Below are 22243 nucleotides of genomic sequence, written 5' to 3'. Positions count from 1 at the left end.
TTGGGGTGTTTCACCTACGTATATGCGCCAATTTGCAGCAGCTGGAAAGCTACCACCGCTGGGTGTAATTGCTGGGACAGTCAAGGAAGCAGGATTTAAATAATACAAAAAACTCTTACCATCAGGTGCAGGCTCTCTAAGAACTACATCGTTATCGTATACCAACTTACCAGAAGCATCAAACCTTACACCAACCCAATTACCAGAGAATTCATAACCAGGGGTGTTAGGATCAATGTCTGAGCGGAGGTAAATTTCCCACCTATTTGTTGCTGATTTTCTAAAAAATAAGTCCGCCTGATAGGGAGTGCCCAAACTGTCATATATTGTTATTGTGTATTTGTAATTGTAGGAAGTTGGGTTGTTTGGGTCAAAGGCTACTGCTGGCACGGCAGCGTCGGCGTTTAAATTGGAAGGTTGTAAAAAGGTGATTGTTCCTGTGGATTTTGGAGGAAGTTGTTGTATAACGTGTATGTCCTCAAGCCCAGTGCCTATGGCTTTCCCCTTCTCGTCCACTCTAAAACCCTGAAGTTTTAAGCCCCCAGAATTTACCATATAACCATCCCTGCTAATTCTGAATTGCCCATCCCTGGTGTAATAGAAAGCGTTGCTTATCGGATCCTTAATTATAAAAAGACCTCTGCCCTGTATGGCAAGGTCTGTATTTACACCCGTCTGTTTAAAGTTGCCTGTGGCCCAGAGCTTCTGCGTGCTATTCACCAGAATACCTGCCCCATACGTGGTAGATTTCATAGTGTTCGTCACAGTATTTAGGCCTATATTAACTGAAGATATCACATCTTGAAAGATGGGCCTGTTTCCCTTGAATCCTATAGTATTTATGTTAGCTAAGTTATCAGAGGTTATGTCCATCCAGGTTCTGTATGCGTTAAGCCCTGTAACTGCGTTAAAAAAGCTTCTCATCATGGCTAAACACCCCCTATGTATATTATTTTTGACGGACTTAGAAAGCTACCATCGGTAAGTTCAAAAAGAAGCTCTCCGTTTATAACTGCTGCGGCTTTTATACCACCTTTCATGCCAACCTGCACGTAGGGATATTCCATTCCGTCTTTGTATACCTTAACTTTAAACTGCCCTCCTGGAAGGCCATCCAAACTGAGTTCATTCAGACCCTTTTTAAGGTCCATCCTTAACTCTTTCACTACCGTGTCCCCATCCAAGAGCTTAATTACTGCACCATTTATGTTTTCTGAAGATAAAAGGCTGTATTGTCCTTCCTTTAGTGTGTTAACTTCCTCAACCGAAAAAACGACATCCTTACCCACTAGGGAAAGACTGGAAATTAGGGTAGATTGGTTAAAGAGGGCTTTTATGCCTTCGGTGAAGGATCTTATGTCGTTAAAAAACCTAACTTGGTTTAACTTGACCATATCGTCTAACATCTTTGAAAGATCCTGCGCTTGGAATGGATCCTGATATCTTAGCGTCTCCAGATATACTTTTAGAAAATCTTCAGAGCTCATACTATCTACACCAGGAGTGTAGTTGGGTGGCAATACCTTTGGCGCGGATGGTTTCAAGCTTACTTCCATCTTTACCCCTCCTTTCTTTTTTTGTTTAGCTCTTCTTGGAGTATTTGGGCAAAGCTCTTTTCAGCAGGTTTTACCTCCTTAATGCTTCCCTTTAGGTCGTATATTCTTTCCTCCTTTTCCAAGATGATCTGATTGTCTTTGACTTGCACCTTTACTATGTCTCCCTCCTTCAAGTTTAGTTTTTTTCTTACGTCACTCGGCAAAGCTATCAGTCCCCTTGCCATTACCTTTGCGATTTCTTCCATAAGTTTGAATATATAAAAGTTGTTTGACAATGCCAAGTAGTTTGACAAAAAGTTTATATCAAACTTCTGGAGAACATCTATTAACGTTGCCAAAGCATTGGGGACAAAGGTCAAAGAATACCAAAAGGCCAAGACCTCCAAGCATCATGTTTACCTGGGTTATGACCAAATTCTCCTGCCTCTCTGGTAGTATCTGATACTTTTCAAGCCTTAGACCGCAAGCGGTCATGCCCTCTTCTTGACCAAGCTTATGAAACTGAAAAACAAGCCTTCTCGTCCTTCTGCACTTCATCCACTTTGGATTTAGGTCAAGTATTACAAAATTTATCTGAACGTTTTTGTCTATCAACTGAGCTTTTTCTAACAGCTTTTCATACTTCTCCTTTTCTGTCATAGCTTAAAACCTCTTCCAATAGAGCTTTTGCCATATCTTCTTCGCTCACTCTCTTTATAGGTTTTCCGTCTTTAAATAGCCAAGCAAAGCCTTTCCCGCAGGCAAGGCCAAGGTCTGCCTCTCTTGCCTCTCCTATGGCATTGACCACACACCCCATTATGGCAACCTTCAAAGGCTTTTGCACACCCTTTAATTTCTCCTCCACTTCCTTAACTACCTCAGGCAAATCTACCTCTATTCTGCCGCAGGTGGGACAGGCTATAATTTCTATACCCCTTCTTCTTAGACCCAAGGATTGAAGTATGGCGTAAGCTGTTTCCACCTCCACTTCTGGATCGTCCGTCAAAGAAACCCTTATCGTATCTCCTATACCCTTGTAGAGCAGTATGCCTATACCCACAGAAGATTTTACTATTCCCTTCAAGCCCATACCCGCCTCTGTTATTCCTATGTGCAGTGGTATATCTGTTTTCTCTGCAAAGAGCTCATTGGCTTTTACGTTTTCCAGAACATCCGAACCTTTTATAGAAACCTTGAAATTATAAAGCCCCCACTTTTCAAACTTTTCAGACCACCTGATGGCACTCTCAAAAAGTGCCTCTGCCTTTGGGTAGCCGTACTTTTCCAAAAGGTCCTTTTCAAGGGATCCTGAATTTACCCCCAACCGAACTGCTACTCCTTTTCTTTTGGCTTCTTGCACTATTTCTTTTACTACCTCCTCTTTGCCGATGTTTCCCGGATTTATGCGTATTCCATGGACGCCAGCTTCCATGGACTTAAAGGCATAGGAAGGTGCAAAGTGAATGTCTGCTATAACTGGAATAGGGGAGTTTTTAACTATGTCAGGCAGAGCTTCTACGTCTTCTTGGTGAGGAACTGCCACCCTTATCAGCTCGCATCCAGCCTTAGCTAACCTTTTTATTTGAGACAGGGTAGCTTCTACGTCGTGAGTCTTTGTAGAAGTCATAGACTGCACTACTACAGGTGCAGATCCGCCTACCTTTACCCAACCTACGCTGATCTGTCTTGTCTTCCTTCGGTGAATCATACTTCTTAAAGTTAAACCTTATCGTCCAGAACTTCAATGCAAGGAAGGGTTTTACCTTCTAAAAGTTCAAGAAAGGCTCCACCGCCCGTAGAAACAAAGTCTATGGCGTTATACACGCCTGCCTTGTGTATGGCATGGTCCGTGTCTCCCCCACCTGCTATGGTTAGGGCAGGGGACTGCGCCAGCATCTTTGCAGTTTCGTATGTGCCGTCCTTGAACCTGTCCAGCTCAAAAACTCCCATAGGACCGTTCCAAACTATAGTCTGAGCGTCAGAAATTACTTCTTTCAAGAGGTTTATAGATACAGGTCCTATATCTAAACCCATCCACCCTTCCGGTATTTCCTGCCAAGGGACTACCTTTGTGTGGGTCTGGTCTGAGATCTCTGTGCCTACAACAAAATCAACTGGTAGGTAAAACTTAACTCCCAGCTTCTTTGCTACATCTATTATGTCCTTTGCAGTTTCCAAAAGCTCCTGTTCCACTAAGGAATTACCTACAGAATAGCCCATAGCTTTTATAAAGGTAAAAGCCATAGCCCCACCTATAAAGAGTTTATCTACCCTTCTTAGCAAGTTCTTCAGTATACCAAGCTTAGAAGATACCTTCGCACCACCTATGATGGCAACTACTGGTCTTTGGGGATTGACCATAGCTTTTTCAAAGTATGTTATTTCCTTTTCCAAAAGAAAGCCCATCACAGCCGGTTTGAGAAACTTAGGAACCAAATAGACCGATGAGTGCTTTCTGTGGCATGTGCCGAAGGCGTCGTTTACGTAAACTTCTGCGTAGCTTGCAAGCTCTTTTGCAAACTCTTCGTCTTTATTTTCCTCTCCAGGATTAAAGCGTAGGTTCTCAAGAAGCAGTATTTCCCCTTCCTTTAATTCCTGAACCATCTTTTTAACCTCTTCTCCCACGCAGGCAGGAGCCAACTTAACCTCTCTGTTTAGATATCTGGAGAGTCTTTTTGCCACAGGACTTAGACTGAACTTAGGATCCCTTTTACCCTTTGGTCTTCCAAGATGGGACATAAGAATTACCTTAGCCTTTGCATCCAGCAAGTATTCAATGGTTGGCATGGATGACCTTATGCGCGTATCATCCTCTATGTTCCCAAATTCATCTATGGGCACGTTAAAATCTACCCTGACCAAAACCCTCTTGCCAGAAACTTCCACATCCCTCAAAGTCTTTTTTCCGAAGGGCATTTTTAACCCCCTAAAAATCTATATCAATATCTTCGTCGTCAAGCTCTATGTCCTGTCCAGCAGAGTAGAAACCTCTGACCTGCAAAGCAAGGGCTTTTAAAACTTCTAAGTAGTATAGGATTTCTTCATAAACCGCAAGTATGGATTTATACTTGGAAATCTCATCGTAACTCATCTTCTTGCTTTTTAAAAGTTTCTTTGCTGCAACTTTTGCCATATAAACTCTGGAGAACTTCTCCTGCCACTCTTTCCAAAAGTCTTTTGAGTTGATGGGAGTTTTCACAATGTAATACTCTAAGCTAGAAAGCTCTTCAAGAAGTTGAACGTCTATGGAACTTTTCATAATCAAACCTCCTGCCAAATATTTTAACAGTGTCTAGCGTATAATATTATTATGGTGTTTGCAGGTATTTTGTTGATAGTTAGCTTGAGTTTCGCATCCCTGGACCAGTGTAACCCAAGGCTCAGCGTGGAAGATGCAAGCAGGCAGGCATCCCAATTTGTTGGGAAAGTCTACAGTATAAATCTTTCAAGGAACAAAAAAGGGGAGTGCTACTATAGGGTTAGGGGTTCAGAAGGAACCGCTCTGGTAGATGTAAACAGCGGAAAGCTAATTAGGTTTTACAGAAAGACGGAGTAAAGCTTAAGAGCTCTCCAGATGTTTTTCCGCCACTCTGAAGACCAAAAGTGTCCAAGGTAGCATAGCATCCCAAAACATGGTGAATACGCTGCCTATCAGCATGGTAGATAAAAAAGAAAGGGAAGGAATAAGAAGGAAATCTTCTTCTTTTCTCAATTTTAACTTCAGGATGTAAGAGTAATAAGCCCACCAAAGCCATAGGATGCCCAAAAGTCCCAAAATACCTTTTTCTATGAATTCGGAAAGCAAAAAGACAGACTCGTAAGTTCCACCTACTGGAGACTTGGGCTCAAGGTAGTATCCTGAGTTTAGACCGCGTCCAATAAGCAGCGGAAGGTAGTTTCCTTCCTTAAGGTCTTTCTTTATCACCTCCAAGCCTGCCTTGAAGATGGTCCATCTTATGCTTGAAATCACGTCTAAGGTTTCTTCGTTCAAGGCTTCTTGCCCAAGCAATACCTCAGTCATCGTAGAAAAACGCTGGTCTTTCTGAACAAGAACGCTAAAAGTTATCACCATGCTAAAACCCATGAAAGTCAAAGTAGCAATCACAAACTTCTTAGAAACTATCTTTCTCACTAAGTAGATGATCAAAAGTAGAGTAAAGACCAATCCCATTACGGCAGATCTTCTCATGCTGGCAAACACAAACTCCATAAAAATCAGGAAAAGAACGAAATAAATCTTTCTTTTGGTAAATAGAAACATGGACAAGGCGCTTATGGAGAAAAAAGAATAAAGAAACCCTACTTCAAACACTCCACCCCACAAAGGTGCAAGTATTCCATCTTTGTGGAAGTTGTAAAGCACCACAGGTATTAACAAAACACCCGTAAAAATCAAAAGCTGGTTGAACTTTTTAAAAAACTCATAACTTAGCTTTTCTTTACCACCTAAGGGATATATCAGAAGAAAGAGCGACCTCTCTATGGCCTTTCCTGTTTGGGAAGGTGTGTAAAGAAAGGTTGAAAGGATGGTGGGAATGGCGTGAAGCAAGAGAGGGCTCAGGAGTCTTCCGTAGGGCTTTAGCCCTCCTCTGGCTATTAAGTAGAAAGTGTAAGCCATAAGAACAATCACAAACCCTTCAAACACCGAGATGGAAAGGAGCATAAAAATGGTGGTAAGATAGAGTATCCTTTTCATGATTTAGCTTATCTGCTCTATAGGTTTTCCTTTTGTCTCTTTGCCCTTTATTGAGTAGATTAAAAAGCTTGTAAAACCAACTAGCCAAAAGCTGGCAATAGTAAAAATGCCCAACCTATAGTCTTGGTTTGCTATGGAGACCACTGCCGCCGGAGCAAAGGCACCAGACAATCGGCCAATTACAGAAAGCACGCCTATGGCGTATGCTCTTATGTAGGAAGGATATATCTCGGTAGCTATCACATAAGCCACGGACGCAAAGGAAAATGCAATCAAGGAATACACAAAGTACAATACTCTTGGATCTACGCCTTTTAACAGAAAGAGAAAAACAGCAAGCATGGACAAAAAGCTTATACCTATGCCCAAGGGTTTCCTTCCCAGATTATCGTTTAAAAAGGCTACTGTTAAACCACCTATCAAGCCACCCACGCTTCCAAAAAACAGCACGCTGGACACTTCCAGAGAAGAAAGGTTATAAACCTTTGAAAGAACCAGTGGCAAGAAAGTTATCATGCCGTAGTAAGTAGTCAAAATAGTAAAGCTCATGGATGCGCTAAATATGAACTGCCATCTGTACCTTGTAAGGATTATCTTTGTAGCATCAAAGATGCTGCCTTCAAATACTGGTATATCACAGCTTTCTGCCTTTGGAGAAAAGCCAGCTTCTTTTTCTACCCTTTTGACTATCTCCTCCGCTTCCTTTATTCTGTTTTTGGCTATTAGCCACCTTGGGGATTCTGGCACGTAAAGCCTTATAAAGACTATCAACAAGGCAAGAATTCCTCCTAAAAAGTATGCTACCCTCCAGGCAAAGGATTCGTCAAAGGTTTTAAGAAGATAGAGACCAGACAGGGAAGCCATTATGCTACCCAAGTTCCAGAGAGCAGTTATGGTTCCATCTACCTTTCCTCTGTGGCGTGCAGGCACAAACTCATCTATGGCTGACTGAATAGCTGCAAACTCTCCACCTAAGCCTGCACCAGCGAGTATTCTGCATAACATCGCAAACTCAAAGCTATCTGCAAAGCCTGTCAAAAAAGTTCCACCAGAGTATAGAAGAAGAGTTATGATAAAAAGGCTCTTTCTGCCGAACTTGTCCGCAAGGTATCCAAACAGCAAAGAACCTATTATGGCACCTATGAGAAAGCCACTTACTAAAAGGGATGCCTGTTGAGTAGAAAGCTCCAGCTGTTTTGCCATAGGCTTGAGAACCGCGCTCACTATGACCACCTCAAAGGCATCCAAAACCCAAGTAATGCCCAAAGCAACTACGAATCTTGTATGAAAACCCGTCCAGGGCAACGCATCCAACCTACAGGTTAGATCAGTTTTTATAAACCTCATAGAACTCCTCCACAAGAGACTTAAACCTCTCTCCCCTCTCCTTGTAATCTCTGAACATGTCAAAGGAAGCGCAAGCAGGAGAGAAGAGTATCACGTCTCCCCTTTGGGCAATGCGTAAAGCTTTCTCCACTGCCTCTTCCAAACTGCTAAGAAGGTAAACATCCGTGGCTTTGTTCCAAGCTTTGGCAATCTTTTCTTTTGCTTCTCCTATCAATAGACAGGCTTTTACCTTCTTTCTAACCAAAGAAGACAGACTTTCAAAGTCCAAGCCTTTGTCCTTGCCACCCGCTATGAGTATAACCTTATGGTCTGGCATGCTCTCAAGGGCGGACCTAAGTGCGTTGGGCGTGGTGGATTTAGAATCGTTGTATATTCTAATGCCGTTGAACTCTCCCATATACTCCAGCCTGTAGGGAAGTCCTCTAAAAGTGTAAGCCACATCCTTTATGACCTCTTCTGGAACACCGAGCATTTGAGCTATGACCGCAGCGGTTAGCATGTTAAAAGCGTTGTGCACGCCAACTATGTTTAACCTATCCAAGCTAAAAACCTCCCTTCCAAAAATGTAAGCTTTTCCGTCCTTTATGTGAGCTTCCTTTTCACCTATTAAAATCTTTCGTGCTTTGGTAGGTGTGTTTTTCGTCTCTTCTTGAAAGGCATTCACAGCTAAAAAGTCCTCTTCCCTCTGCCTTGAAAATATGTTGTATTTACTTTGAAGATAGTCCTCTAAATTGGGATGCCAGTCCAAGTGGTCCGTAGAAAAGTTTAAAAAGGCACCCCCTATGGGGCGAAAGCTTTTTAAGGTCTTCCCTTGAAAGGAAGAAACTTCTAAAACCGCCAAACACTCTGGATTTTTTAAAACTACCTCCGAAAAGGGAACTCCTATATTGCCACCTTCCTCAACCTCTTTGAAAAACTTACTTAGCATCAGATAGGTTAGCCTTGTGGTTGTAGATTTTCCGTCTGTGCCAGTTATGGCTATAGCCCTTCCTCTAAAAAACCTCCAGGCAAGCTCCAGCTCACCTATAACGTCTAACCCAAGCCTTAAAGCTTCTTTCCAAAGTGGATGGTTAGGAGGTATTCCTGGAGATAAAACCACTGTATCCACCAAAGGCAAGAATTCTCTAAAGTCCGCTTTATCTTTATCGTCTCCTACATAAACCTCGTAGCCTTTGCTTTTTAAGAGCCTTACCACTGCTCGCCCGCTTATTCCCAAGCCCCACACCAAGAACTTAGACATGGTATCATTTTAATATGAGACTCTGGTTTGTACTTTTTGCTTTAATTTCCGTTGTTTTTTCTCAAGACCTATACAGTGAGTTTGTCAAAGAACAGGTAAAACAAATACCCCTAAGCAAGGCTATAGTGTTTGGGAAAGGAAAGGTAGAAATTATCACCTTTATAAACCCGGACTGTGGCCACTGTAGGAAAGAGTGGCAGGACCTAAAAAAGCATCCCGATAAGATAAAGGTTTATATATTTCTCCTTCCTTTTGCTAACCTTCCAGAAAGCAGAGCAAAGTCTGACTATATAGCATGTTCAAAGGACAGAATAAAAGCCTTAGATGAGGTGCTCTCTGGTAGGATGGACGGAAAGTCTTTAGATGTTAAAAAGTGTGGTCTTGTGGATGAGCACATAGAGATAGCAAAGACGTTAAACATAAACGCTACCCCGTACAACATAATCCTAAAGGACTACAAAGTTATAGAAGGGTACAACCCACGAATGCTTGAGATTATAGGTGTGAAGAAGTGACTTTAGTGGTTCTAATTGGACTGTCTGGAAGTGGAAAGTCCTTTGTAGCAAACATTCTGCATAAAGAGTTTGGTTTTGAGTGGATAAGGAGCGACCAGATAAGGAAAGAAATGGCTGGTTTGGAACTTACCAAAAAGGTAAAGGTTGGTTTTTCAGAGGGCATCTATGCGGAAGATTGGACGAGAAAGGTCTATGAGCGTATGCTGGAGATTGCTGAAGAAAAACTCAGGCAAGGCAAAAGTGTAGTTTTGGACGCCACCTTTCTAAAGAAGTGGCAAAGACAGATGGTATTAAAAAAGTTTCCCGATGCGGTGCTCATCTGGATAACAGCCAGCGAAGAGGAGATATTAAAAAGACTTAACTCAAGGGAAGACATATCCGATGCGGACGTTGAAATATACCTAAAACAAAAAGAAATCTTTGAACCCCCGCAAGAAGCCTTCATACTGGATACTACAAAAAACTCCGGTTATATTAGGGAGAGGCTGAAAGAGATTCTGGAGCGATCACACTCTTAAAACAATCTAATGCCTTTTCTAAATTACCTTTTTCTACTCTACAGTCTGGTTCCAAGCCCTTCTCTCCAACTACAAAACTGCCATCTGGAAGTTTCATTGCAAAGGTGATTAACCTCAAAACTAAACCGCAGTCGTTCAAAGGATACATGTTACTCCCAACGTATTTTCCAACTGTTGGTTCTCCTGCAACTATTGCCCCTGCGTATCTTCTAAGCAAACTCGCCAAAAGCTCTGCCGCTGAAGCTGTGTTTTTGTTCACTATAACGAAAATGGGTTTATCAAGCATTTTCTCCTTTTTAAATTCATACACGCTTATACCGTTTGTTGAACTTTCCAAGTAGAACATTACGCCCTCCCCACTTATGAGCATGTCCGCTATAGCCTTTGCCACCGATATAAGCCCTCCACTGTTGTTGCTTAGGTTAATTATCAGGGCATCAACACCTTCCTCTTTAAAATACTGCAGAGCCTCTGCAAAACCCTTTACCGCAGGATTGGTAAAATTAACAAGATGGATGTAGCCTAATTTTTTGTTGCCCAAATGTACTATTCGTTTTTCTTCAATGGGACTTACGACAAAATAGTCCTTGAAGATCTCCATTTCTACAAAAATACCGTCTTTAATAACTACCAGTTTGACGGGTTTGTCCGCAGGCGTGCTTCTTATGACCGTGCTCCATTTACTTCTGTCAGTTTCACCGTTTATTGAATAGATTATGTCTTTTGGTTTTAAGCCAGCCCTTTGAGCGGGCGAGTTGTCAAACACCTTAACTATGGTGCCGTCCTCATCCCACCTGATGCCTATGCCAAGGATTTTTGATCCAGAATACCAGTTTCTGTCGTCTTCTAACTTAGTTATAGTAGTCCATCTATCCCCCTTTGATCTTAGGAAAGCTATAGCATCCGATTCGTCCTTCCATTCTGGGAGTGTGTCTATTTTGTGCTTCCACAGATAGTAGCGCGAGATATAATCCCTAAGCTTAGAAACTATCTCTTCTTTTGTACAATGTTCCTGGGCGTAAGAGACATAGACCAAAAGCAATAGTAACAAGAATGGTAGGCTCATGAGATAGAGAAATTATAAACTTTGTGTATTTTTACCAGTGGTTTAGTTTATGTTAATGTCCCTCGCGTTGCGTTTAATATTTGATTAAGGGTATGGCTACCTACGAAAAAGGAGACGTGATACTAATAATAGAGGAGGGTTGTCTTTACTATACGAACTTATGGATGTGGGAAATCTAAAACACTACATAAACACCTTTGGAGTGCTTTCGGAAGATCAAGCCTTGAAAATAATATTTCAAGTAGGCAAAGGGTTGGAGTTCTTACACAGCAGAGGCTATATACATGGGGATGTAAAGCCGGAAAACATCATGCTTGTTGGAAAGTCACCCTTATGTTAGGAGAAAGATTGATATGAAGTTGCTTAGTTAAGAAGTTTTTAAAATAGATATTGCTATGAAAGTGCTTAGTGGCATGAGGCCTACAGGCAAACTTCACTTAGGTCATTACTTTGGCGTTATCAAAAACTGGCTGGAGCTCCAGGAAAAGCACGAGACCTTTTACATGATAGCAGACTGGCATGCGCTAACTACAGGATACAAAAGCACGGAGCAAATAAAGGAAAACATAGAGCAGGTAATGATAGATTGGATAGCCCTTGGTTTGGACCCAAACAAAAGCACGCTTTTCATCCAATCCCAAGTAAAGGAAGAGTTAGAACTCTTTCTCATCTTTTCTATGATCACGCCAAAAAGCTGGCTTGAGTGGAACCCAACCTACAAAGACATGAAGTTAAACCTTCTGAGGATTTCAGACTTGGAGCTTAGTTTTAAGGGGGGATTGAGAGACTTAGTTAAAGAGTTTCTTGCCAAGGTCCCATACAAGATAGTTGATTTTGAAGCTTTGGAAGAGGTGCTTTTAGACGCTTTATCTGATAGCTTCATAAGGGCTGTCTTTGATGGTTTTTTGGAACCTGAGATACTAAGCAGGTTAAACGTTTCACGGAAGGACTTTTACGATACGGACACATACGGCTTTTTGGGCTATCCAGTTTTGCAGGCTGTGGACATTTTAATATACAAGGCTGAAGCTGTGCCTGTGGGAGAAGACCAACTTCCGCACATAGAGCTAAGTAGGGAAATTGCCAGAAGATTCAATCAACTTTACGGAGAGGTCTTTCCAGAACCAAAGGCATTGCTAACAGAAACTCCAAAGCTTTTGGGAACAGACGGAAGAAAGATGAGTAAGTCATATAACAACGCCATATTTTTTGCGGATGAAAAGGAGGAGGTCAGGCAGAAGGTTATGAAGTTTTTCACAGATCCCCAAAAGCTCAGAAAGGGAGATCCCGGAAGACCTCACTTATGCCCAGTTTTCTTTTACCATCGCCTATTTACCAGCAGTGAGACCACACAGCAGATAGAGGTTGATTGCATGAGCGGAACCTTAGGCTGTGTGGATTGTAAAAAGATCATGTTTGAAGGTTTGGAAAGCTTTTTAGAACCCATAAGGGAAAAAAGACTGGAGGTGGAAAAATCCATTAAAGACATTAAAGAAGTGTTTATAGAAGGTTCCGAAAGAGCTAAGCAGATTGCAAAACAAACCTTAGAGGAAGTTAGGGAAAAGATGAAGCTGTGATAGATACTGTCCTTTTAATTATCTTTGCATCTGCGCTTTACATTCTGGTGGTTTTCCTTTTTCCTTTTAAATGGATAAAGGCTGAGCATGTAAATGACCTGCCTGAGAAAATCCCCAACCTTTTTGTCTATTCTTACCAAGTTCACATTCACACCCAGTTTTCTTACGACTCTTTGGGAAAACCAGAAGACATTTTCTCTGCAATGGAAAGGGAAGGTATAGACTTTGCTCTGATAACAGACCACGATAATGACAGCTTTAAGCATTTTTGCAACAACAAAACCATTGCTGGAGTGGAAAGGAAGATAAATGGCAAAGACGGGATACTGGGAGACCTCTTAGAGATTGGCAAGCTTAAAATCATAGCCCATCCCTTTAAGGAAAAATACAGGTGGAAACTCAACAAAGAAGGTTATTTTTTGGAACTAATAGACCTAAAAGACGCCCTTCTTGAAGACAAAAAGAAGCTGTTTTTCTTCCTGCCTGCGGTAATGCTTCTGTATCCCTTTATCAAAGAAAAATCCCTTGAAATTCTAAAGAAGGTTATAGATGTAAAAAGTTATGCTGTAAGATACATCCAAGAGGGTTGGAACAATCCCATCTTGGGAGGACTGGACCACCACACCAAAATCTACGTAAGGGAGGTAGGCAAAAGAATTCTTTTCCCCTCTTATTCTCAGTCTTTCTATCTTATGAGAAACTTTTTGATAACCAACAGGCCCGTAAATTCAGCAACTGAGCTCCTGGACGCTATGCTATTAGGTTTAAACCTTATCTCCTTCCAGAGAAAGGTGTTTTTGGCTTACAAAGACGGAGCCAATGTCAGGGTTCTCTCTCCTTACGAAAACTTTTTAGCTTTGCATATTACAGAAAGATCAAAGAGATATTACCAAGGCTGTAATTTACGCTTACCGATTGAGGAAGGCAGGAATGTATACGTGGGTTTTCTTTATTCTTTCAAGCTCAAAAACATTTACTTTGGAATAAAACCAGCTTTGCTTTTTGTTTTATCTTCCCCACCTGAGCTTTTCTCTAAGAATGTAGAAAAAGCTTCTTCTGGGATGGGTATATAGGGTGCAGTAATAGGGCGATTTTTTGACAGTGATCTTTTTTTTAGGTTCTACTTCCATTCCCTCCTGTCCGTCAAGGGTCAAGAAGGTAGGAGAGCTAGAGACAAGGCTTATCTCTAAATTGGGTGGGATTAACACGGGTCTGTTAGATAGGGTGTGAGGGCATATGGGAACAAACAAAATGGTTTCTAAAGAAGGATGGACTATGGGTCCTCCTGCAGACAGTGCGTAGGCTGTAGAACCTGTTGGTGTGGAAAGCAAGATACCATCTCCATAAACCCTTACCATAAATTCCCCATCTACAAAAGCTTCCACATCCACCATTCTCGCCAAACTGAGCTTAGAAAGGACCACATCGTTAAGATAGTGTCCTATTAACTTATCTTCCACAAAGGCGGAGATCATCATCCTTTTTTGAGGTCTTAGCTTTCCTTCCAAAATTTCCTGAATAATACTAAAGCATTCGTCCCTATCAACCTCCGTCAAAAAACCGAACTTACCCTCATTGATGCCCAAAACAGGTATGCCTTGGACTGCAGAAAACCTTGCTCCAGCCAAAAAGGTGCCATCCCCTCCTATCACTATGGTTAGCTTGTAGTTCTCTTCTTCTGGAGCTTTCCCTGGCTCGTTGATGAAGATTTTTACTCCAATACCTTTGTCTTCTAAAAACTTCCGAATACTTTCCGCTGTATCTAAGGCATTGGGAGAGTTCTTTACAAACAAAAGCACTTTCATAAAAGATGCTCTACTATTTCACAAAGCACATGTCCGATGGTTATGTGGCATTCTTGTATTCTTGCTGTGTCGTAAGATGGGACTACAAAAGAATAATGGGCAATATCTACTACCTTTCCTCCGTTCCTTCCAGTCAGAGCTACAGTTGTAGCTCCAAGGTCGTGGGCTTTTCTCAGACCCCTTATAACATTTTCTGAATTGCCAGAAGTGGTTATGCCTATGGCTATGTCTCCGGGCATGCAGAGGGCTTCTATCTGTCTTTCAAATATGGTTTCAAAGCCGTAATCATTTCCCACTGCAGTAAGTATAGAAGTATCGGTTGTTAGAGCTATAGCTGGCAATGCTTTTCTTTCTTTCTTAAACCTTCCCACGATCTCCGCCGCTATGTGTTGGGCATCCGCTGCGCTTCCACCGTTTCCAAAAAGTAAGACCTTGTTTCCATCCTTCAGTGCGTTGGCTATTATTTTCCCCACTTCCAAGAGCCTTTCTGCGTAAGTTTCCACAAAGGCAAGCTTTACGTCCGCACTTTCCCTGAAGGAATTTATCACCAAATCAATCATTTTTGCTCTTTCTCAGATCTCCCACCGTGAGTTTTCTCATCTTCTTAAAAAGTTCCAGCAGCATATGTCTGTGATACTCTTCTTGGTGCTCTATAAATTCAAAAAGCCTTTTTATTTCTGGGTCTGCTGAGCTTTTTATGTCCTTCTCATACTCACCCATAGCTTGCTGTTCAAAAGCTATATCTTCTTTCAAACTTTCCTGCATGCTCTTGTATTTTATAGGTGAGAAGTCCGTCTTCATATTGGGCATACCGCCAAGCTCTCCTATCTTTTCTCCTATCTTCCCCATATGCACCATGCTCTCTATGGCCACATCAAGCATAACATCCCTGTGGTTTATGTCCTTTGAGTGGAAGAACTGATAAAGGTATTTTATTATGCTTGCATACTCCTCCTGTAGGAACTTGTTGAGCACCTCTAAGGTTTTTGGATCTACTTTTTGTCTTTCTTCTTGGTAACAAATCATCCCCTCTTTAACCTTGTCTCTTAACTCACTAAACTCAAACCTATGGGTGTTTTCGTCCTTTATGACTCTTTCTAAGAGCCTTTTCACCGAGTCGTCTTTTACAATCTCCAACTGCTTTGTGTATATCTCTATAGCCATCTCTTCCGCAAGCACATCTTTTGAGAGCATGTCTGCCCAGTCTGGACCACCCACCATTATCATGTCCTCTAACCTGTCAAGGACTACCTCTCCTCCAAGCTGAACTACCTTTTGGGCAAACCACTTTAGGTGGCGCATCTCTTGCCTGGCTATCTCTTCTATTTCGGAGGTTATGTTGGCATCGGTTATAAGAAATATGTGATAAAGATACTGCACTATGGCAGAGTGTTCTAAGGCAACATCATAAAGTAGTAAGCTTATAAGCTCTTTTTTGCTCATGATCTCACCTCAAACCAATTTGATAAATTTTACCTAAGTATTCGTAAGCCATTCTGTAAGTATTAAAGTAAGGTCCTATGGTTGCAATGCTGTTTTTCATCATCCTTACCCATTCGTCCTTTCTGCGGTAGAACATAGGCAGTATTATATGGGCTAATTTTCCATAGATGTCCTCTAAGTCTTCTTTATCGTTTGACTCAGAAAGATCATCCCACTTTGGCTTTGGACCAATACCCCAGCCGTTTATACCTTCAATGCCTCCCTCCAACCACCAGCCGTCCCAGGTGCTAAAATTCAGCACTCCGTTCATTCCAGCTTTCATTCCGCTCGTTCCACACGCCTCGTAAGGCCTTCTTGGATTATTCAACCACACGTCACACCCCGCGACCAAAAGTTTTGCCATTTCAATGCTGTAATTTTCCAAAAAGGCAACCTTTATGCTTTTGGTCATCTCTTTGAGCTTCTTAGACTTGTGGATTATGTCTGCTATCATTTCCTTTCCAAAGGTGTCCTTTGGGTGTGCCTTGCCCGCAAAGATAATCTGCATATCTCCGTTGTGCTCTGCTATGTATTTTAGCCTTTCTATATCAGAAAGTATTAGGTTGTTCCTTTTGTAAGCAGTGACCCTTCTTGCTACGCATATTGTAAAAACATCGTCAGAGAAGCTAGAGTCTGTTAGCTTATTTACCAAATTTACCAGATCACTCTTTATCCTCATGTGGGCTTTTAGGAGTAGCTCGGAGGGAATGTAGTATGCTTGTCCAAGAAGGATGGGATTTTCGTCCCAGCCTGGTATGTATTCGTTAAACAGCTCTTGAATTTCCCGATGTATCCACCTTTTGTGATAAACACCGTTGGTCACATAATCCATCTTACAGTAACCTTCTGAAAAAACAGAGCATTCGGGGAAGAGGTTTGAGGACACAAACATGTGTTTGTAAGAAACCGCATTTACTTTTCCGCTGTAGTTTAACGAAAGCTTAGAGAGGTTTATAAAGCCTTCCTCAGCCTCCTTATCCCAATCTATATGATCGTAGGACTTTAGCTCTTGCTTTACCATATCCACCGGAAACTTGTCGTGTCCTGCAGGCACGGGTGTATGTGTAGTAAAGACACACTTCTTACGAACCTCCTCTTTACTTCCAAGTTCTTTTATGAGCTCAACAACCAAAAAGGCAGAATGGCTCTCGTTTATGTGATAAACACTTATGTTGTATCCAAGGGCCTTCAAAAGTCTGTATCCACCTATTCCTAAGAGTATCTCTTGGCGCAGTCTAAGTATGCCATCGTCGTAATACAGTCTGTCGTTTAGTTTTCTTATTTCTGGATGGTTATTTGGTAAACTTGCATCTAAGAAAAAGACCTTAATCTCCTCTCTGCCTATTATTGAGTATTCCCAAGCGGTGAATTCTTGAACTAATTCCCCAAAGCTTATTTGCAATTGCAGATTAGTAGGCTTTAGAATCTTTTTGTAGTCCCATGGCGTGTCAAAGTCTAACTGCATACCGCTTGGAGTTATTTTTTGAGAAACGTATCCTTTTTTGTAAAGAAGGGTTATACCTACCGCAGGTATTCCAATATCTGCGTATGCGTAAAGTGTATCCCCAGCAAGCGTGCCCAGTCCTCCGCTGTAGGTAGGTATCCTATCTTCCAATCCTATTTCCATTGCAAAGTAAGCTATCATAGCAAAGTTATTATAAGATCTTCATACTAATATCCAACCATCTTGCGGAGTGGGTGATTGACCCACTGGATATATAATCCACACCCTCTATAGCGTAGTCTTTTATGTTATCAAGGGTTATATTTCCAGAAACTTCAACCTCAGCCCTTCCCTTTATTAGCTTTATCGCTTCCTCTACCATCTGCGGACTAAAGTTATCAAGCAAAACAATATCCACTTCCCACCTTAAGGCTTCTTCTAATTCCTCCAGACTCTCTACTTCCACCTCTATTTTGTAAGCAGGTCCTACTCTTTCCTTTACCCTTCTTATAGCTTCCCCTATACCTCCTGCTATGCGCTTGTGGTTGTCTTTTATGAGCACCATATCGTACAGGGCAAAGCGATGGTTCGTTCCTCCTCCCATCCTTACCGCATACTTTTCAAAGTATCTAAGTCCCGGTGTAGTTTTTCTTGTGTCCAAAAGTCTTATTTTTGTTCCTTGAAGCCTTTTGACAAACTCCCTCGTCAGAAAAGCAATACCGCTTAGTCTCTGAAGTAGATTTAAAGCAGTCCTTTCTCCTTTCAAAAGTATCTGTGCATCTCCCTCAATTTCCAAAAGCACATCCCCCTTTTTGAACTCCTTTCCTTCCTCCCAAGCTCTTATTACTTTTACGTCTCCAAGCAGTTGAAAAATTCTTATAGAAAAATCAAGTCCTGCGCACACACCCTTTTCTTTGGCTAAAAATACCGCCTTAGCCCTTTCTCCCCTGCATATGGTTTCTGTGGTTATGTCTCCAAATCCTACGTCTTCCTCCAAGAAGTTAAGTAGTATCCTATCAATTTTCCAAAACTCCATCCTTCAACCTCAAAATCCTGTCAAAGTAGTTTTTCATCTCCTGATTGTGGGTAGCTACTATAAAGGTTATACCATTTTGCTTTCTGAGCTCTAAGAAAAGCTCAAAGATCTTTTTACCTTCTTCTAAGTCTAAGTTTCCCGTTGGCTCGTCTGCAAGTATGATCTTGGGTTCTAACATAAGTGCCCTTCCAATGGCAGTTCTTTGCTGTTCCCCTCCCGATAGCTGGTAAGGTTTGTGATTCTTTCTGTGGGACAGCCTTAAAAACTCCAATACTTCCAAAGCTTTCTTTTTTGGTTCCTTTTGGCCTGCCAGCTCCCCCACAATCGTCAAGTTTTCCAAAACGCTGAAGTCTTCCAAAAGGTAGTAAAACTGAAATATAAAGGCAATGTTATTTTTTCTAAATTCAGAGAGCTGATCCTCGTCCATAGCGGTTATTTCTATCCCTTCTACAAAAACCCTTCCAGTGGTGGGTTTTTCTAAACCAGCTATCATGTGAAGCAGTGTGCTTTTGCCGGAGCCAGAAGGTCCCATCAGACCTAAAAACTCACCTTTGGCTACTTTAAAGCTAACCCCCTTTAAAGCCTTAGTGCCGTCTGGATATACCTTAGACAGATTCTCAACGAGGATCACAGACTTATATTTTAAATAGTGAGGAGGTTGAAAAAATGTTTGAGATGGTGGTACATGGTGTAACCTTAGACCCAGTATCCCAAATGCCCATAGTGGTTCTAAAGTCTAAGGAAGAGGAGGATGTCATACTCCCCATATGGATAGGCATTTTTGAGGCGGACAGCATCCTTCGGGAGCTTCAAAAGGTAGAACCCCCAAGACCGATGACATACGAGCTTATGAAGAACATTATATTGCAAATGGGAGGAGTGGTAGATAAGGTGGTGATAAGTGATCTAAGGGATAGCACTTACTACGCAGAAATTCATATACTTCAAGGAAACAACCTTATTGTAGTTGATTCAAGGCCGAGCGATGCTATAAACATAGCCCTGAGATTCTCGGTCCCAATATTTGTGGAAGAAACTGTAATAGAAAAATCAAAGGTACCTAAACCGGAGGAAGATGAAGAGAAAGAAAAGCTGAAAGATTGGCTGGAGAACATAAAACCAGAGGACTTTGGAAAAGGTCTAAGCTGAGGCAAGCTTTAAGCACTCAAGCATAAGCTCCAAAGGAGGCGTGCCCACATCCACCACTGGTTCTATTTTTTCGTATTCTCTCTTGGACTTTAGTGTATCCAATATCAAAAGAAAAACTTTTGTTAGTCCTTCTTTAAAACTTACTCCTTCTTTGAATATGTATAGGTCCATGTCCTCTCTGTAGCCCAGCAGAGAATACCTATCAAGGTTTTCTATCTTCTCGTCTGTACCTATTGCGTAAGCATGGGCAACCTCCATAACCGTTTGAATGGGAAGATAAGAGGACGCATAACACTCTAAATCTACCTTTTTTAGCAGTTCTGGGTCTGGCGGAAGGGAAACAACATACAAAGCAGATTCTTCTGTTAAGCCTTCCTTAGAATAAGCCCTAACTTGAATCAGATAGCTCCAAGACCTCATAATCCTAAGAATACCCCATATAAGAATATCACAATGGGAGCAATGATCCTTTGCAAAATGCCTGTAAAGAGAAGGAGCATAATGATAAGAAAACCATACATTTCAAACCTGTAAAAAAGCTCCCAATGTTTCAAGGAAAAAAAGCTCATGATCGCCCTACTGCCATCCAATGGAGGAATTGGTATTATGTTAAAAACTGCCAATACGGTGTTTATCATCACCGATTTAACAAAGAAGATCACAAGGGGTTGGACCACCGCCGGAGTTAGAAAGTCCAAATAGCCTGCTTCTGCGATTCTATACAAAAGTCCAAAGGTGGATGCTAAGGCTAAATTCATACACACACCAGCCACAGATACAAAAAACGTTCCCTTTTTTAGGTCTCTGAACCTAAAAGGATTTACAGGAACCGGTTTTGCCCAACCAAAGAGTATATTTGAACCAATTAGCAAAAGTATAGCTGGAAAAACTATGGTTCCCAAAAGGTCAACATGCGGGATTGGATTTATGGTAAGTCTTCCTTCCTCCTTTGCGGTTGGGTCTCCCATTTTGTAAGCAACCCATCCGTGGGCATACTCATGGAGTATAACTGCCACCATAATTGCTGGGATTGCTATTACAAGCTCTTGAACGTTCATAGCCACTAAATTTTAACCTTAATCTTCGTCAATCAGAACTGTGCCGTCTATGTGATAGTATGGTCTTTCGTAGGAAGAGTAATAGTAGGGCGTGTAGGCAAAAAACTCTCCAGCGCAGGTATCTACCCCTTTAAATGCAGGGAAAAGACCGTAAGAGCTTCTCAGACCTCTCACCTCTTCTTCGGACATGCCCTTTATTCTTGCAATCTCTCTGTCAGAAAAGCCCATTTCCTTTGCTTGCCTTAGCACCTCTTCATCCAAAGGCCTTTCAAAAAGAACCTTTTCAAAATCCACTATCTGCTTTATGTGGTATAAAAACCATCTGTCTATGTATGAAAGCTCGTAGATTTCATCTACGCTAAAACCTCTTCTAAAGCCCTCCGCTATGTGCCATAGCCTGTCTGGGTTTGGTGTTCTGATGGCATTTCTTAGCTCTTCGTCCGGCAGTTTGGCTATTGAAGGCATGTATAAACCGTATCTGTCCATTTCCAAGCTCCTGACCGCTTTCATCAGAGCTTCTTTGAAAGTCCTTCCAATAGCCATAACTTCTCCCACGGACTTCATCATAGTGGTTAAGGTTCTATCCGCCTCTGGAAACTTGGCAAAATCAAAGCGTGGGATTTTAACAACCACGTAATCTATGGAAGGCTCAAAGCTGGCGGGCGTATGCCTTGTTATTTCGTTCTTTAGCTCGTCCAGGGTATAACCCACTGCCAACTTTGCCGCCACCTTTGCTATGGGAAAGCCTGTTGCTTTTGACGCAAGGGCTGAAGACCTTGAAACTCTCGGATTCATCTCAATAACGTAAAAGTCTCCGTTTTCTGGACTTACAGCAAACTGTATGTTGGATCCTCCTGTATCCACTCCTATCTCTCTCATAATCTCTATGCATGCATCCCTTAGGACTTGATACTCCTTGTCAGTAAGCGTTTGAGCTGGAGCTACTGTTATAGAATCGCCCGTATGCACACCCATTGGATCAAAGTTTTCTATGGAACACACTATGATCACGTTGTCCTTTTTGTCTCTAACCACTTCAAACTCATATTCTTTCCAACCTATAAGGGATTTGTCCAAAAGCACCTGATGTATGGGAGAAGTCCTAAGGGCTATTTCCAGCTTTTCTTTGAACTCTTCCACGTTGAAGGCTATGGAACCACCTGTGCCCCCAAGAGTAAATGCTGGTCTTAGAATAACCGGAAAGCCTATTTCCTTTACAGCCTTTAAGCCCTCTCCCAAAGAAGAAACTACCGCACTTTCTGGAACTTTAAGTCCTATCTTTCTCATAGCCTGTTTGAAGAGTTCCCTATCTTCTCCCTTTTTTATTGCTTCGTAGTTGGCACCTATGAGTCTAACTCCATACTTTTCCAAAACCCCCTCTTCATAGAGCTTTACCGCTAAGTTAAGGGCAGTCTGCCCCCCAAGGGTAGGAAGAAGAGCATCGGGCTTTTCTTTCTTTATGATTTCTTCTATTACCTCAACAACAAGAGGCTCTATGTAAGTCTTGTCTGCTATGTGTGGATCTGTCATGATAGTAGCTGGGTTAGAGTTGATCAGCACTACCTCGTATCCTTCTTGCTTTAGAGCCTTACAGGCTTGAGTGCCAGAGTAATCAAACTCAGCAGCCTGACCTATTACTATTGGACCAGAACCGATTATTAGAATTTTCCTTATGGACGTATCTTTGGGCATTAAAAGTATAATTATATCACCGCTTCTTCTGACAAATCTTAGGCTCAACAAACGAGCAAAGCAAAAGCAAAGCTTAGCACAGG

At 41.8% G+C, this 22243-nt stretch carries 27 protein-coding genes; 7 read left to right on the top strand and 20 right to left on the bottom strand.

Features of this window, described 5'->3' with window-relative positions; genetic code table 11:
• From V7P40_RS03505 to V7P40_RS03475, 7 genes are all read right to left on the bottom strand, one after another.
• Positions 1-927, bottom strand: a 927-nt coding sequence (locus V7P40_RS03505) for a flagellar hook-basal body complex protein (protein WP_333784589.1), incomplete at its 3' end; no start/stop codon positions are given.
• Between the two features lie 2 nt (positions 928-929).
• Positions 930-1556, bottom strand: coding sequence for a flagellar hook capping FlgD N-terminal domain-containing protein (locus tag V7P40_RS03500; protein ID WP_333784588.1), 627 nt, complete (start codon positions 1554-1556; stop codon positions 930-932).
• A gap of 2 nt (positions 1557-1558) precedes the next feature.
• Positions 1559-1849, bottom strand: coding sequence for an AbrB/MazE/SpoVT family DNA-binding domain-containing protein (locus tag V7P40_RS03495; protein ID WP_333784587.1), 291 nt, complete (start codon positions 1847-1849; stop codon positions 1559-1561).
• A 10-nt stretch (positions 1850-1859) separates the two neighbouring features.
• Positions 1860-2195: a hypothetical protein gene (locus V7P40_RS03490; RefSeq protein WP_333784586.1), complete on the bottom strand. Its 336-nt coding sequence runs from the start codon at positions 2193-2195 to the stop codon at positions 1860-1862.
• Entirely contained in the window at positions 2173-3243 is a 1071-nt protein-coding gene (ispG, locus tag V7P40_RS03485; protein WP_333784585.1) for a flavodoxin-dependent (E)-4-hydroxy-3-methylbut-2-enyl-diphosphate synthase, read from the bottom strand. Before ispG ends, V7P40_RS03490 begins: the two co-directional genes overlap by 23 nt.
• Positions 3244-3254: 11 nt before the next feature.
• Complete coding sequence (locus V7P40_RS03480; protein ID WP_333784584.1) at positions 3255-4451, bottom strand: phosphoglycerate kinase; 1197 nt, start codon at positions 4449-4451, stop codon at positions 3255-3257.
• 10 nt (positions 4452-4461) lie between these two features.
• Entirely contained in the window at positions 4462-4794 is a 333-nt protein-coding gene (locus tag V7P40_RS03475) for a hypothetical protein (protein WP_333784583.1), read from the bottom strand.
• 51 nt (positions 4795-4845) lie between these two features.
• Here V7P40_RS03475 and V7P40_RS03470 point away from each other — a divergent pair, with 51 nt between their 5' ends.
• A complete protein-coding gene (locus tag V7P40_RS03470) occupies positions 4846-5091 on the top strand; it encodes a curli assembly protein CsgG (RefSeq protein WP_333784582.1) in 246 nt (81 codons plus the stop codon).
• A 3-nt stretch (positions 5092-5094) separates the two neighbouring features.
• Here the strand turns inward: V7P40_RS03470 and V7P40_RS03465 are convergent, their stop codons facing one another.
• The 3 genes from V7P40_RS03465 to murD are packed head-to-tail and all read right to left on the bottom strand — an operon-like array spanning position 5095 to position 8818.
• Positions 5095-6231 (bottom strand): hypothetical protein, encoded by a 1137-nt coding sequence (locus V7P40_RS03465; protein ID WP_333784581.1) that lies wholly within the window; start codon positions 6229-6231, stop codon positions 5095-5097.
• A 3-nt stretch (positions 6232-6234) separates the two neighbouring features.
• Positions 6235-7578, bottom strand: a complete 1344-nt coding sequence (locus V7P40_RS03460; RefSeq protein WP_333784580.1) for an MFS transporter — start codon at positions 7576-7578, stop codon at positions 6235-6237.
• Positions 7559-8818 (bottom strand): UDP-N-acetylmuramoyl-L-alanine--D-glutamate ligase, encoded by a 1260-nt coding sequence (gene murD, locus V7P40_RS03455; protein WP_333784579.1) that lies wholly within the window; start codon positions 8816-8818, stop codon positions 7559-7561. The genes V7P40_RS03460 and murD overlap by 20 nt, the downstream gene beginning before the upstream one ends.
• 14 nt (positions 8819-8832) lie before the next feature.
• Between murD and V7P40_RS03450 the strand changes: the two genes are divergently transcribed.
• Together V7P40_RS03450 and V7P40_RS03445 are read left to right on the top strand one after the other, a co-directional pair.
• Positions 8833-9333 (top strand): DsbC family protein, encoded by a 501-nt coding sequence (locus tag V7P40_RS03450; protein WP_333784578.1) that lies wholly within the window; start codon positions 8833-8835, stop codon positions 9331-9333.
• Positions 9334-9338: 5 nt separating this feature from the next.
• Complete coding sequence (locus V7P40_RS03445; RefSeq protein WP_333784577.1) at positions 9339-9851, top strand: AAA family ATPase; 513 nt, start codon at positions 9339-9341, stop codon at positions 9849-9851.
• On the opposite strand, the gene V7P40_RS03440 is transcribed toward V7P40_RS03445, so the two are convergent.
• Entirely contained in the window at positions 9808-10902 is a 1095-nt protein-coding gene (locus tag V7P40_RS03440) for a S41 family peptidase (RefSeq protein ID WP_333784576.1), read from the bottom strand. The genes V7P40_RS03445 and V7P40_RS03440 overlap by 44 nt on opposite strands.
• A gap of 154 nt (positions 10903-11056) precedes the next feature.
• On the opposite strand from V7P40_RS03440, the gene V7P40_RS03435 reads away from it, so the two are divergent.
• The 3 genes from V7P40_RS03435 to V7P40_RS03425 are packed head-to-tail and all read left to right on the top strand — an operon-like array spanning position 11057 to position 13567.
• The gene (locus tag V7P40_RS03435) at positions 11057-11257 is read left to right on the top strand and encodes a protein kinase (RefSeq protein ID WP_333784575.1); all 201 of its coding nucleotides are present in this window, start codon (positions 11057-11059) and stop codon (positions 11255-11257) included.
• Positions 11258-11312: 55 nt separating this feature from the next.
• Positions 11313-12494, top strand: a complete 1182-nt coding sequence (gene trpS, locus V7P40_RS03430; protein ID WP_333784574.1) for a tryptophan--tRNA ligase — start codon at positions 11313-11315, stop codon at positions 12492-12494.
• On the top strand, positions 12491-13567 hold the full coding sequence (locus tag V7P40_RS03425; RefSeq protein WP_333784573.1) for a PHP domain-containing protein: 1077 nt from the start codon (positions 12491-12493) through the stop codon (positions 13565-13567). Before trpS ends, V7P40_RS03425 begins: the two co-directional genes overlap by 4 nt.
• Here V7P40_RS03425 and V7P40_RS03420 read toward each other — a convergent pair.
• Genes V7P40_RS03420 through V7P40_RS03395 form a run of 6 tightly spaced genes read right to left on the bottom strand, consistent with a single transcriptional unit; the run spans position 13502 to position 18892 of the window.
• On the bottom strand, positions 13502-14299 hold the full coding sequence (locus V7P40_RS03420) for an NAD(+)/NADH kinase (RefSeq protein WP_333784572.1): 798 nt from the start codon (positions 14297-14299) through the stop codon (positions 13502-13504). The genes V7P40_RS03425 and V7P40_RS03420 overlap by 66 nt on opposite strands.
• A complete protein-coding gene (locus tag V7P40_RS03415) occupies positions 14296-14859 on the bottom strand; it encodes a D-sedoheptulose 7-phosphate isomerase (protein WP_333784571.1) in 564 nt (187 codons plus the stop codon). The genes V7P40_RS03420 and V7P40_RS03415 overlap by 4 nt, the downstream gene beginning before the upstream one ends.
• Positions 14852-15742 carry a ferritin-like domain-containing protein gene (locus V7P40_RS03410; protein ID WP_333784570.1) on the bottom strand — a complete coding sequence of 297 codons (891 nt, stop codon included), beginning with the start codon at positions 15740-15742 and terminating at the stop codon, positions 14852-14854. Before V7P40_RS03410 ends, V7P40_RS03415 begins: the two co-directional genes overlap by 8 nt.
• 4 nt (positions 15743-15746) lie before the next feature.
• Positions 15747-17426 (bottom strand): alpha-glucan family phosphorylase, encoded by a 1680-nt coding sequence (gene glgP / locus V7P40_RS03405; protein WP_333784569.1) that lies wholly within the window; start codon positions 17424-17426, stop codon positions 15747-15749.
• 10 nt (positions 17427-17436) lie between these two features.
• Positions 17437-18261: a carboxylating nicotinate-nucleotide diphosphorylase gene (nadC, locus tag V7P40_RS03400; RefSeq protein ID WP_333784568.1), complete on the bottom strand. Its 825-nt coding sequence runs from the start codon at positions 18259-18261 to the stop codon at positions 17437-17439.
• Positions 18242-18892 (bottom strand): ABC transporter ATP-binding protein, encoded by a 651-nt coding sequence (locus tag V7P40_RS03395; RefSeq protein ID WP_333784567.1) that lies wholly within the window; start codon positions 18890-18892, stop codon positions 18242-18244. Before V7P40_RS03395 ends, nadC begins: the two co-directional genes overlap by 20 nt.
• 35 nt (positions 18893-18927) lie before the next feature.
• On the opposite strand from V7P40_RS03395, the gene V7P40_RS03390 reads away from it, so the two are divergent.
• Positions 18928-19410 carry a bifunctional nuclease family protein gene (locus V7P40_RS03390; protein WP_333784566.1) on the top strand — a complete coding sequence of 161 codons (483 nt, stop codon included), beginning with the start codon at positions 18928-18930 and terminating at the stop codon, positions 19408-19410.
• Here V7P40_RS03390 and V7P40_RS03385 read toward each other — a convergent pair.
• Genes V7P40_RS03385 through carB form a run of 3 tightly spaced genes read right to left on the bottom strand, consistent with a single transcriptional unit; the run spans position 19402 to position 22160 of the window.
• Positions 19402-19830 (bottom strand): hypothetical protein, encoded by a 429-nt coding sequence (locus tag V7P40_RS03385; RefSeq protein WP_333784565.1) that lies wholly within the window; start codon positions 19828-19830, stop codon positions 19402-19404. The two genes, V7P40_RS03390 and V7P40_RS03385, sit on opposite strands and share 9 nt — an antisense overlap.
• Positions 19827-20468, bottom strand: a complete 642-nt coding sequence (locus tag V7P40_RS03380; RefSeq protein WP_333784564.1) for a site-2 protease family protein — start codon at positions 20466-20468, stop codon at positions 19827-19829. Before V7P40_RS03380 ends, V7P40_RS03385 begins: the two co-directional genes overlap by 4 nt.
• An 18-nt stretch (positions 20469-20486) precedes the next feature.
• Positions 20487-22160: a carbamoyl-phosphate synthase large subunit gene (carB, locus tag V7P40_RS03375; RefSeq protein ID WP_333784563.1), complete on the bottom strand. Its 1674-nt coding sequence runs from the start codon at positions 22158-22160 to the stop codon at positions 20487-20489.
• Between the last annotated feature and the right edge of the window lie 83 nt (positions 22161-22243).

The organism is Thermocrinis sp., assembly GCF_036781485.1.
Classification (GTDB): domain Bacteria; phylum Aquificota; class Aquificia; order Aquificales; family Aquificaceae; genus Thermocrinis.
Note: the sequence above shows the minus strand (reverse complement) of the source record. Positions and strands in the feature narration are given on the sequence as shown.

What these genes read in the sequence shown, in the direction of transcription:
- V7P40_RS03410 (WP_333784570.1), bottom strand. Translation starts at nt 15,742, where the DNA reads ATGAGCAAAAAAGAGCTTATAAGCTTACTACTTTATGATGTTGCCTTA.
- V7P40_RS03500 (WP_333784588.1), bottom strand. Translation starts at nt 1,556, where the DNA reads ATGGAAGTAAGCTTGAAACCATCCGCGCCAAAGGTATTGCCACCCAAC.
- V7P40_RS03490 (WP_333784586.1), bottom strand. Translation starts at nt 2,195, where the DNA reads ATGACAGAAAAGGAGAAGTATGAAAAGCTGTTAGAAAAAGCTCAGTTG.
- trpS (WP_333784574.1), top strand. Translation starts at nt 11,313, where the DNA reads ATGAAAGTGCTTAGTGGCATGAGGCCTACAGGCAAACTTCACTTAGGT.
- ispG (WP_333784585.1), bottom strand. Translation starts at nt 3,243, where the DNA reads ATGATTCACCGAAGGAAGACAAGACAGATCAGCGTAGGTTGGGTAAAG.
- V7P40_RS03480 (WP_333784584.1), bottom strand. Translation starts at nt 4,451, where the DNA reads ATGCCCTTCGGAAAAAAGACTTTGAGGGATGTGGAAGTTTCTGGCAAG.
- V7P40_RS03385 (WP_333784565.1), bottom strand. Translation starts at nt 19,830, where the DNA reads ATGAGGTCTTGGAGCTATCTGATTCAAGTTAGGGCTTATTCTAAGGAA.
- V7P40_RS03380 (WP_333784564.1), bottom strand. Translation starts at nt 20,468, where the DNA reads ATGAACGTTCAAGAGCTTGTAATAGCAATCCCAGCAATTATGGTGGCA.
- V7P40_RS03470 (WP_333784582.1), top strand. Translation starts at nt 4,846, where the DNA reads ATGGTGTTTGCAGGTATTTTGTTGATAGTTAGCTTGAGTTTCGCATCC.
- V7P40_RS03420 (WP_333784572.1), bottom strand. Translation starts at nt 14,299, where the DNA reads ATGAAAGTGCTTTTGTTTGTAAAGAACTCTCCCAATGCCTTAGATACA.
- V7P40_RS03415 (WP_333784571.1), bottom strand. Translation starts at nt 14,859, where the DNA reads ATGATTGATTTGGTGATAAATTCCTTCAGGGAAAGTGCGGACGTAAAG.
- nadC (WP_333784568.1), bottom strand. Translation starts at nt 18,261, where the DNA reads ATGGAGTTTTGGAAAATTGATAGGATACTACTTAACTTCTTGGAGGAA.
- V7P40_RS03465 (WP_333784581.1), bottom strand. Translation starts at nt 6,231, where the DNA reads ATGAAAAGGATACTCTATCTTACCACCATTTTTATGCTCCTTTCCATC.
- V7P40_RS03390 (WP_333784566.1), top strand. Translation starts at nt 18,928, where the DNA reads ATGTTTGAGATGGTGGTACATGGTGTAACCTTAGACCCAGTATCCCAA.
- V7P40_RS03460 (WP_333784580.1), bottom strand. Translation starts at nt 7,578, where the DNA reads ATGAGGTTTATAAAAACTGATCTAACCTGTAGGTTGGATGCGTTGCCC.
- V7P40_RS03475 (WP_333784583.1), bottom strand. Translation starts at nt 4,794, where the DNA reads ATGAAAAGTTCCATAGACGTTCAACTTCTTGAAGAGCTTTCTAGCTTA.
- V7P40_RS03450 (WP_333784578.1), top strand. Translation starts at nt 8,833, where the DNA reads ATGAGACTCTGGTTTGTACTTTTTGCTTTAATTTCCGTTGTTTTTTCT.
- carB (WP_333784563.1), bottom strand. Translation starts at nt 22,160, where the DNA reads ATGCCCAAAGATACGTCCATAAGGAAAATTCTAATAATCGGTTCTGGT.
- glgP (WP_333784569.1), bottom strand. Translation starts at nt 17,426, where the DNA reads ATGATAGCTTACTTTGCAATGGAAATAGGATTGGAAGATAGGATACCT.
- murD (WP_333784579.1), bottom strand. Translation starts at nt 8,818, where the DNA reads ATGTCTAAGTTCTTGGTGTGGGGCTTGGGAATAAGCGGGCGAGCAGTG.